At 38.8% G+C, this 10,738-nt stretch carries 9 protein-coding genes; 1 reads left to right on the top strand and 8 read right to left on the bottom strand.

Features of this window, described 5'->3' with window-relative positions; translation table 11 throughout:
* Position 1: 1 nt before the first annotated feature.
* The 5 genes from PALI_RS13775 to PALI_RS13755 form a co-directional block, all read right to left on the bottom strand.
* Complete coding sequence (locus PALI_RS13775) at positions 2–571, bottom strand: Maf family protein (protein ID WP_138584338.1); 570 nt, start codon at positions 569–571, stop codon at positions 2–4.
* Entirely contained in the window at positions 572–1,051 is a 480-nt protein-coding gene (mreD, locus tag PALI_RS13770) for a rod shape-determining protein MreD (protein ID WP_077536168.1), read from the bottom strand.
* Positions 1,044–1,886 carry a rod shape-determining protein MreC gene (gene mreC / locus PALI_RS13765; protein ID WP_171037454.1) on the bottom strand — a complete coding sequence of 281 codons (843 nt, stop codon included), beginning with the start codon at positions 1,884–1,886 and terminating at the stop codon, positions 1,044–1,046. The genes mreD and mreC overlap by 8 nt, the downstream gene beginning before the upstream one ends.
* Complete coding sequence (locus PALI_RS13760) at positions 1,886–2,929, bottom strand: rod shape-determining protein (RefSeq protein ID WP_002958401.1); 1,044 nt, start codon at positions 2,927–2,929, stop codon at positions 1,886–1,888. Before PALI_RS13760 ends, mreC begins: the two co-directional genes overlap by 1 nt.
* 94 nt (positions 2,930–3,023) lie before the next feature.
* The gene (locus PALI_RS13755) at positions 3,024–5,042 is read right to left on the bottom strand and encodes an SUMF1/EgtB/PvdO family nonheme iron enzyme (protein WP_193156189.1); all 2,019 of its coding nucleotides are present in this window, start codon (positions 5,040–5,042) and stop codon (positions 3,024–3,026) included.
* A 525-nt stretch (positions 5,043–5,567) separates the two neighbouring features.
* Between PALI_RS13755 and PALI_RS13750 the strand changes: the two genes are divergently transcribed.
* Complete coding sequence (locus PALI_RS13750) at positions 5,568–6,479, top strand: 1-aminocyclopropane-1-carboxylate deaminase/D-cysteine desulfhydrase (RefSeq protein WP_193156188.1); 912 nt, start codon at positions 5,568–5,570, stop codon at positions 6,477–6,479.
* A gap of 194 nt (positions 6,480–6,673) precedes the next feature.
* On the opposite strand, the gene PALI_RS13745 is transcribed toward PALI_RS13750, so the two are convergent.
* The 3 genes from PALI_RS13745 to PALI_RS13735 form a co-directional block, all read right to left on the bottom strand.
* Positions 6,674–8,002, bottom strand: coding sequence for an EAL domain-containing protein (locus tag PALI_RS13745; protein ID WP_226894553.1), 1,329 nt, complete (start codon positions 8,000–8,002; stop codon positions 6,674–6,676).
* Positions 8,003–8,500: 498 nt separating this feature from the next.
* Positions 8,501–9,226 carry a single-stranded DNA-binding protein gene (gene ssb, locus PALI_RS13740; protein ID WP_193156187.1) on the bottom strand — a complete coding sequence of 242 codons (726 nt, stop codon included), beginning with the start codon at positions 9,224–9,226 and terminating at the stop codon, positions 8,501–8,503.
* Between the two features lie 20 nt (positions 9,227–9,246).
* Positions 9,247–10,614, bottom strand: coding sequence for an MFS transporter (locus PALI_RS13735; protein WP_193156186.1), 1,368 nt, complete (start codon positions 10,612–10,614; stop codon positions 9,247–9,249).
* Positions 10,615–10,738 lie beyond the last annotated feature (124 nt).

Raw genomic sequence — 10,738 nt, 5'->3', positions numbered from 1 at the left:
GTTACCTTCTTAAGAATGCTTGTAATAATTGTTCGGTCTCATATAAAGGTAAGCCTACTACACAAAAATAGCTACCCGAAATATGGGTAACAAAGCGACCGCCTAAACCCTGTATACCATAACCACCGGCTTTGTCTTGTGGCTCGCCACTTAGCCAATAAGCTTTTATTTCTTCATCGGTGAGGTCTTTAAAAGTAACGTCTGTTGTTACAACACAACTCAATATTTTTTCTTGTGTAGCAAAAGCAACTGCCGTTAACACTTGATGTGTTTTACCCGACAAGCGCTTTAACGTTTGTGTAAAGTCAGCTTCGTCCAAAGGCTTACATAAAGACTCGTTATCAATCACAACAACCGTATCACTGCCTAGCACTGGACGGTCAATATAGCCAAGCTCAACACCTGTTTTTGCTTTTAAACGCGCTAAGCGCTCTACATACTTCTGTGGTTGCTCATTAGGCAACTGGCTTTCGTCTGCGTCAACACTAAACTGCGAAAACTCGATACCTAGCTGAGCTAGTAATTCTTTACGACGGGGAGAGGCTGATGCCAAATATACTGCGGTAGTCATTTACCTAATCCTAAAATGTCTGCGATATTTACGAAGTAATAAAAAGACCCAAAACCAACTTAACATGCCGGTTAAAACTGGCCATAAATATTGTGGATTAAAGTAAACACCCAGTAAAAAGTGATTTAACCAAAACTGCATTAGATGATAAAGCGTTAAAAATAAACCAATTAATAAGCTTTGTTGCCACAAAGAAAAATTGCGGATTTTTTGAAAATTACTAGCCGTTACAAAAATACAGATTGAATAGGTTAACGAGTTAACGCCAAGCGGCGAGCCAGATGCTAAGTCAATTAATAGACCAACCACCCATGCCGTACCAATATTTAAACGATGTGGCGCTGCAAGAGACCAGTACATTAATACCAGTAATACCCAATCAGGGCGAAATGGTTCGAACGAAAATGGCAACGGCATGAGCGCCATTATCAAAGCAAAAAATATGCTTAGTGCAATTAATAATGAATAACGGCTAATCATTATTTAAGCGCTCCTGTTCGTTTCGCCACAAAATAACTAATAAACGGACACGATCTAATTGTGCAATTGGCTCGGCATAAACTTGTGCAAACGGACGCCCTTCATCACGATTAATTTCGGTGATTACTGCAACAGGATAACCTTCGGGAAACGTTGCACCTAGGCCTGAAGTTACTAATATATCGCCAATACGTACGTCTAAACTATGTGGTACATGCGACAGCTTAACCACGTTAATTTTTCCGATCCCTTCGACCACGGTACGCACGTCATTACGCAAAATACGCACTGGTGTAGCATGAGTCGTATCAGTCATTAACAATACACGTGATGTGGTTGAGCCCACTTTTGTTAGCTGACCTACAACGCCCATTTCATCAATGACAGCTTGACCTTCACTGAGTCCATCGGTTGTGCCTCGATTTATAACGACTTGATGACTATATGGGTTTGAATGGACAGAAAGTACTTGGGCAATTATTTTTCGGTTAGATTGCTTTGCTGATGAGCCTAATAATGCACGTAATTTTTGATTTTCTCTGGCTAGGTACTGATACTGCTGAAGCTGCTCACTTTGTAACATTTGCTTTTTCTTCAGTGCTTCATTTTCAGTAAGCAGTTGATCGCGCGTATGTAAACTTTTAGCGCTTAGACTAAATAATTCATAAGGTAAGTTAGCAACATAGATTAATGGGCTTACAAGCGTATTTAGGCTGGTACGAATAATCGTACTGCCTTGTGTATACCTATCACCTGCTATGAGTACGATACTCAAAAACACTGCGACAAAAAGTCGCAGTTGTAAAGACGCGGTTCTTTCAAACATTGATTTCATTAATCGTAACTAAAAACGTCACCACCATGAACATCAATCATTTCAAGTGCTTTACCACCACCACGTGCTACACACGTTAGAGGATCATCAGCAACAACAACCGGAATACCTGTTTCTTCCATTAATAAACGGTCTAAATCTTTTAGTAATGCACCACCGCCAGTTAAAACCATGCCGTGTGCAGAAATATCTGATGCGAGCTCTGGCGGAGATTGCTCAAGAGCTACCATAACAGCACTTACAATACCCATTAATGGCTCTTGTAATGCTTCTAATATTTCGTGTGAGTTAAGTGTAAATGAACGCGGCACACCTTCAGCAAGGTTACGACCGCGTACTTCAATTTCAATTGGCTCATCTGTTTTAAACGCAGAACCGATTTGGTGTTTAATATTTTCTGCTGTCGCTTCACCAATTAAGCTGCCAAAGTTACGGCGCACATAATTAATAATTGCTTCATCAAATTTGTCTCCACCAATACGAACAGATGATGAGTAAACAACACCATTGAGTGAAATAATAGCCACTTCAGTTGTACCACCGCCAATATCAACAACCATAGAACCGGTTGCTTCTGATACTGGTAGGCCTGCGCCAATAGCTGCTGCCATTGGCTCTTCAATTAAGTAAACTTCGCGTGCACCCGCGCCCATTGCAGATTCACGTATTGCGCGTTTTTCAACTTGAGTAGCCCCACACGGTACACAAATTAATACACGTGGGCTAGGTCGCATAAAGTTATTATTATGCACTTGCTTAATGAAGTGTTGTAACATCTTTTCTGTTACATAAAAGTCAGCAATAACACCGTCTTTCATCGGGCGAATGGCTTTAATATTACCAGGTGTTCGGCCTAACATTTGCTTTGCTTCTGTGCCTACAGATGCAACACTTTTAGGCCCACCAGCACGCTCTTGGCGAATCGCAACTACTGAAGGTTCATTTAGTACAATACCTTCTTCTTTAACGTAAATCAGGGTATTGGCTGTACCCAAGTCGATCGATAGATCGTTAGAAAAAATACCACGGAGTTTTTTAAACATGAGGCTGGATGACCTTTGAAATATTTTGTATTAACGGCACTCTAATTTTTAGATTTTAAAATTCAAACTAAAAATAGAGGCTTCCTTTTATAAATTATCGTTCTCGCATTAAGCGAAAACCAATGTAATTTGCTCTAAAATCAGGGGTCAAAATTAAGCGCGTTGACGCTCGAGCAAGACTTGGAGCAAAATTCCACGCCCCACCTCTAACTGCAACATCAGATTCTCCTGACTCTTTGTCAGTCCATTCCCACACATTACCAACTGTATCGTATAAACCAAACGCATTGGGAGAAAAAGAGCCCACAGGTGCTGCACGCTTATTTGACCATTCACTACCACACCAACCACAGTTAGCTAAGTTTTTATCTATGTCGTTACCCCAAGGGTACTCAGTGTCAGTACCTGATCGTGCGGCATATTCCCACTCAACCTCATTCGGTAAGCGAAATTGTTGCCCTGTTTGACCCGACAGCCATTCTGCGTAGGCTTTTGCGTCGTTATACGTTAAACATACAACTGGAAAATCATTACCTTGATCAAAACCTGGGTTACGCCAATTTAAATTAGTTTCCCATACCGGCTCACCATTTAAATAGTACGCACACCCCTTGCCCTGCTCTGCTTGCGTTTTATAGCCGCTGTTTAAAACAAACTTCTCGTAAGCGCCAACGGTTACTTCTTTACTTTGCATTGCAAAAGAGTTTGCAATCGTTTTTTCAACAACAGGGCGTTCGTTTGCTAAGCCACTGCCGTTAATATCGCCCATTTTAAACTTTCCCGCAGGAATAATGACAACAGGCTCATCAACGATTGTATTTAATATTTTTACATTTTCATTTACTTGACTAGTAATGACTTCTGGTTGCTCACGAGTATATGTCGGTGCAGCAATCGACTTAGACTTTTTTACTAAATTAGCATGAATAGTTTGCGCTTTATTCAAGTCGATTCTAACTTGGTAAGGTTTATAACCTAGTTTACGCACTTCTACATTGTGAATACCGCTTGGTAAACGAGTCACTAAGCGCGTTGATCCAAAACTTACGCCATCAATAAACACTTCATCATCGTATACGTTTGAACGCAGTGTTAATTCAATTGACTGGTTTTCATCTTGCCCAGCACTAATGTTGTTATCTATTGTTAGCGACTTCATCGCGTAATCAGATGATGAGGCTGCACTATTATCAGCGTCATTACTGAATGTTAACTGACTATCTGAATAAGTATTGCTGCGGTAGCTTGGCTGATATGTTGTCGCCATCGGAGTACCGTATTCAGAACAATAGCGATTATCTATACTTAGTAAATTACATAAACGGCTGCTGTTAACTTCGCCGCGCATCGTGACACTTAAATTAACGTTATAATTGCCTTGTCCACTAAAAGCACTACTTACTACATGGCTACTTAAAATTTGCACCTGAGCGCCCGCCATATTTCGCTTTGGCTCAACTAAACGCTCTTCGGTTAAATTAACAAATATTTGATCGACAAACCGCTTAGTTGCTTTTTGTAATCCCATTTGCTGGCCACGCTGCTCACACGCTGCAAGCGTTTCTGTACGCTTACAATTTATAGTGTGATCTACTTCTAATGTACCCTCACGCGTAAACTCATTACGTAATCGTTCAACACGCGCAGTGGTTAATTGCTCTTTTAAACTCTCTAATGTGTTTAAAAGTGTATGCTTGGCAACACGAATTTGTTCAATATCTTTACGGTGGGATGCAATTGCCGCCAACTGCATAGAAATATCGTTCTTATTTTGCTTATGATCGACCACCGCTTTTTGATAGCGCGATTGAGCCACACTAATATCAAGTGTCGGGTCGTCGATTAATCGGCGATACATTTCATTCATCGCATCAAGAGCTTGGTTTTTTTCTTTATCTAACTCTGTAGAGCGTGAACGAAGCAATTCAAGTTGACTTTGTAACTGATTTTCTTCTTTTAAGTGTTTATCAAGTATTCTTGTCGAGCTATCGTATTCAGTTTGTTTAATACTAATCTCAGACTCAATTCCAGTCACAGTGGCTGTATCTTGTGCAAATGCACTACTAGCTAATAAGCTAGCTGAAATTAGCAGAGATAAAGAAGCAATTCGCATATATTCTAGTCCCAAAAAGCGGCAATTATTTGGTCGTTATTTTTTTTATAATTAAAGTCTTATGCTATGTACTTGCGGCGCAAAACACAAGCTTTGTTCAATTATTATCTTAGTTTACAACTATTCCCGTGCTCCACGCCAGTAAATAACCCGATCATTTCTCCTAAAGCGGACAAATCGTAAAATAGTGCTGGGATCGAGTTCGAGTTTGTAACTTATTAACCCAAGTAAAATTGCGTAACAAGGGGTAATTATCTTTAAAAAGAATCTTTAGTAATGTTTATTCTTTACAATTTTGCACTCGATTGAATAGGCATGACAAAAGCTTCATTTGTGCAAGTAGCGATAGCAACTGTATACTTAATCTGAACTCTGGATATTAAATCTATTTCAAACTGTTATTTTCAGCGCAAACTGCGTTGAAAATCTCTGACTAGAGAAAATAAATTTAAATATCATTATGGTTCAATATGCTAGAAGTTTAGGTTACTTATTCTTGTTCAAAAACACGCCCAGATAAAAAATATGAATTTTCCGCAGTTAAAAATAAATGAAAATAATGCTATTCAACAAATAAATACGACATTTCTAAAAGAGAGGGATATTTATTTAGGTATAAAACGTGACGATTTACTTCACCCACAAATAAGTGGCAATAAGTGGCGTAAGTTAAAATATAACTTAGCCCGTATGCAAGAGCTAAACAAAACAGAATTACTTACTTTTGGAGGTGCTTTTTCAAATCATCTTCATGCTTGTGCTGCTGCAGGAAAAGAATTTAATTTAGTCACCCATGTTATTGTTAGAGGTCCTGAACTCGATAACAATAACCCCACAATTCAATTTGCACAGCAATGCGGGATGAATTTACACGTAGTTAATAGACTTGAATATCGGCAACGTAATAACCCTGAGTATCTTAAAGAAATTCAAGCTCGCTTCCCAAATGCATACATCATTCCTGAAGGAGGAACAAATGAGTTTGCCATACAAGGTTGCATTGAGTTAGCGCAAAGCTTGCCTCAACATGACTATTTAGTTTGCCCTACGGGAAGTGGCGGAACACTCGCAGGACTCATTGAAGGCAGTGAATTAACAACTCAAGTTATTGGTATAGCTGTGCTTAAGCAGGCTGAATACTTGAAAAGTGAAATATGTAAACTAAGCAATAAAGCTAAGACTCAAACTAATTGGCAATTAGTGACTGATTTTCATGGTGGAGGTTATGGTAAGTTTACCCCTGAACTCTGGCAATTCTGTCAATATATGAATAACACTCACAACTTACCTTTAGAGCCAATTTACAGTGGAAAAATGATGCATGCCTTGTGGCAGCTTATTGAGCAGGATTACTTCCCAACTGGCAGTAAAATAATTGCAATACACACCGGTGGATTGCAAGGATTGAACGGCCTAAAATACCGAGGGCTGATTTAGCCTGAACGCTGGATAATAAATCTCTCTCGAGCAGCTACTTTCAGCGCTAACTGCGTTGAATATACTTGCAATAGGCCCCTATTGACGCATAAATTCGCCTTGTTTTCACTGAAAATCTTTGGCTAGAAAAAATAACTTTAAATATCACCATGATTCAATACGTTAGTAAATATCTTAACCAGAGCTCAGGTTATTTAATGAAATACGGCTTCAGTCAATTCTTGTAAAGGCCTAGAAAAATAAAAGCCTTGTGCTGCGGCCACACCAAGCTTAGTCAGTGTAAGTAATTCTTTTTGAGTTTCTACACCGACAGCATATACAGGTAAATTTAATAATTTCCCTGCATTTATTATTCTTTTTATTTGTTTTTGGTGCTGAGTTTTCTCATTAATTAGGTGGACTAATTGATACGAGAGCTTTAATCCACAGACTTCTTTGTAATTAATAAGCATCGGGATATTTTTACTGCTATTAACATTATCAAGGATGATATGAGCGCTATCTTTTTTAATGACTCTAAATGCATTAATCACTGCCGCTTTATGAGCAAAGAAATAGTCATCACTTATTTCAAATTGTAACTTACTACTTAACTTTAAATCATCAACACATACAGATAACCAACCCCAAAACTGAGTACTGAGCCAATTGTCAGGGTGTAAATTAATACTAACCGTCAAGGATGAGCTTTCTGTAACTACCAACTTCAAAATTTTTGCCAAAATACTTTTATCTATCATTAATGCGTCTTTAGCCGTTTTAACCTGCGTTATATATGGCTTAGCATCGAGTAGGCCATGCGTATTATGCCTAACTTTAATAATTGCCTCATGCTGAAGAATGTCACCATCAGTAAGATCAAACAAAGGTTGAAAAGAAAGTACAAACTTATTTGTTTTAATATTTTCAACGATTTGTTTGCTTGTTATGCCTTTTTCTTGGTTATCGCTTAAGGATAATCGATGGCAATGCTGCAATAGGCTAAACTGGGAAAGCGTAAGCGCCGATTTCGCTAACTGATAAACATTTGTTTGATCATCCCCAAAACAATAATCACATGCGCCTACTTTAATATTTTTTCTTACAATCGTTTTTTGATGTTGTTGGCATAATAAAAAAATACGTTGATGTAAACGATCTATATACCGATCTAACTCTATAATGGGCACATTGAATAATGCTATAGCAAAGCTTCCATTATCCAATAGTTTGAAAGATGACTCCCGCAACTCAGGAAAGCTTTTAATGATTAAAATTTTAAAACTAGCTTCTTGATCAGTATGTTTATCAAATCTGCAATCACATTTTATAAGTACATATAAACTGTGACATGTTACAACCTCCTTATCTAAAGTTTTCAACTCTCTGCTTTTTAATGGTTTTATTAAACTTTTTATTTTTTTTGCATCAGCCGTACTTGGTTTCGCTATTAGATATTGAAGTGAATTTAACTGTGACGGCTTTAAAGTATCTCGCCATTTATAAAACCAACGAGCAGTCCCTAAAATAATAAGGTTTAGCAATATAAATAGATAACTTTCAACAATCCAACTCGGGTAATGGTATAAGCTTATATTGAGAGTTTTATAAGAAAAAACATCACGCTCTGGCTGTATAAAGCTAGCAGAAGATGGGTCGAGTTTGAGCATAAAACCGCGACTTTGAGCGAGTGCTGTAACGATCTGGGAATCAATAGTGGGGTCTATTTGTAGTTCGTAAATTTGCTTAACAAACTGCTGCCCTAAGCGGTGAGCCTTATCATGCAATGCATTATTTAAGGTCAAGTTTAGCACAATGAGTGACAGTACAAGAAAGAGTAAATAAATCGCCTTGAATTGATTTAAGAACCACAGCCTTACCTGTTGCATAGCTTGCTCACTCGTTAATGTAATAGTTGAAGTGTTGTTCAAAATTTCTATTAACACAAGGCAGCACAGCAAGTTTAAATTTTCAAAAAAACAAAAAAGCCGCTATTAAGCGGCTTTAAAATACTTTTTCAACATTTTGTATTTTGTCTTAGGTCAGAATGGGATATCGTCGTCAAAATCAATGGTTGGTTCCATTGGGTTTGATGCACCACCTTGTGGGGCATTTTGTGGTTTAGGAGCGAAACCACCTTGTTGCTGCGGTGCACTATTTTGTTGTGGTGCAAAGCCGCCTTGCGGTTGTTGGTATTGATTATTTTGTTGTGGTGCTGGCGCTGACTGAGGTTGCGCTGCTGGTGCTGTTTGCTGTTGTGGAGCATAACCACCTTGTTGCTGGTTATTTTGGCCTTGATTATTTTGACCGTAACCACCGCTTTGTTGACCACCTTGCGCTTGATTACCTTGGTAACCACCACCTTGTTGTCCACCTTGTGATTGATTACCTTGGTAACCACCACTTTGCTGATCGCCACCACGTGCGCCTAACATTTGCATTTGACCAGTAAAGCCATCTACAACTATTTCTGTAGTGTATTTTTCTTGGCCTTGTTGATCGGTCCACTTACGAGTTTGAAGTTTACCTTCAACATAAATTTGTGAACCTTTACGACAATATTCACCAACAATTTCAGCTAACTTGCCAAAAAATACAACACGGTGCCACTCAGTTTTATCAACCATTTGGCCAGTGTTTTTATCTTTATAGCTATCTGAAGTTGCTAAGGTAATATTTGCTACACCGTTGCCGTTAGGCATATAACGAACTTCAGGATCTTGCCCTAAATTACCAACCAAAATTACTTTGTTCACACCGCGTGCCATGGAACCATCTCCTATAAATGTTAGATTAAACCAGCGACTTTACGCGCTTGGTCTAGGTCAAATTCTTTATCATTAATCTTTAAATAGCTGCGATTTTCATCGCGAACCACAGTTGCTTCTATTACGCCTGGTAAAGCAACTAACTGAGAAGCGAGTGTTTGAGCATGCTCTTCAGAATCTAATTTGGTCATTAAACTAATAACTTTACTTTTGGGTGGGACTTGCATTTTCCACGCAATAATAAGCCATATTAACCCAACAAGTGCCGCTGCCGCAAACACAGCTTGCGTCGTTGTAGTTTGTGCTACATAGCCGCCTAACATACCACCTAAGAAGGCGCCTAAAAACTGACTAGATGAGTAGCCCCCCATTGCTGAACCTTTTTGGCTTGCAGGTGCAATACGCGATACAAGTGCAGGCATTGTGGCTTCTAAAAAGTTAAATGCTACAAAATAAAGTAGCATACATACAGCAATACCTACTACGCTATTTACCCACGCCGACATTGCTAACATACTTATAGTTAACAAGGCTACTGAGCCAATAAATGCTTGTTTTTCTTTCTCTTTTTTAATAGCCACTATCATTATTGGGACCATTAATAAAAAAGCTAAAAACAACACTGGAATATACAAATACCAGTGATGATCGGCAACCAAGCCATCTTTAATGAGTTGACTCGGCAATACCACAAAGATTGTGGTTAGGGTTAAATGCAATAGCAGCACACCTGCATTTAATCGCGCTAACTGAGGGTGTTTAATTAGTTTTTTAATATCACTAAAGCTTGCTAACGTATCGCCTTTGGGTGCTTTATTTACCGCATTTGGCACTAGCATAGTAACAATAAATATACCAAAAACAGCTAAAATAGCAGTCAGCCAAAATACGCCGGCAATGCCCCACGAAGCTGCAACAATTGGCCCCAATAACATAGCAAACGCAAAGCTCATTCCTATGCTCATACCAATGACAGCCATTACTTTTGGTCGTTGCTCATCGCGGCTTAAATCTGAAGCAAACGCGAGTAGCGCACTGGCTATTGCGCCCATACCTTGTAAAGCGCGGCCTACCGTAACCATTTGAATAGAATCTGCTAATGCAGCCACTACCGATCCAATAGCAAATACAATTAAGCCACCTACAATAACCTTTTTACGACCAATTTTATCGGATAATCGGCCCATAGGTATTTGTAATACAGCTTGCGTTAAACCATACGCACCAATGGCAAAACCAATCCAAATAGGCGAAAAACCTTCAAGCGATTGTCCATAAATAGCCAATACAGGCATCAGCATAAACAAGCCGAGCATTCTAAATGCAAACACACTCGCTAATGATACAGCGGCGCGTTTTTCTCGTGAATTAAGTGAAGATGCGGTCATTATTTACGTGATCTTACTCTATGAAAAATTGAGGTGGGGATTCTACCATAAGCTTGGCAATAATTAATCGCCTATAAGTAAGGATTTTTTCATTGATCAAGGATTAATATTGCTTCGTATTATG

Source organism: Pseudoalteromonas aliena SW19 (assembly GCF_014905615.1).
Classification (GTDB): domain Bacteria; phylum Pseudomonadota; class Gammaproteobacteria; order Enterobacterales; family Alteromonadaceae; genus Pseudoalteromonas; species Pseudoalteromonas aliena.
The sequence above is the reverse complement of the archived record's forward strand: the minus strand, read 5'-3'. Positions and strand labels throughout refer to the sequence as shown.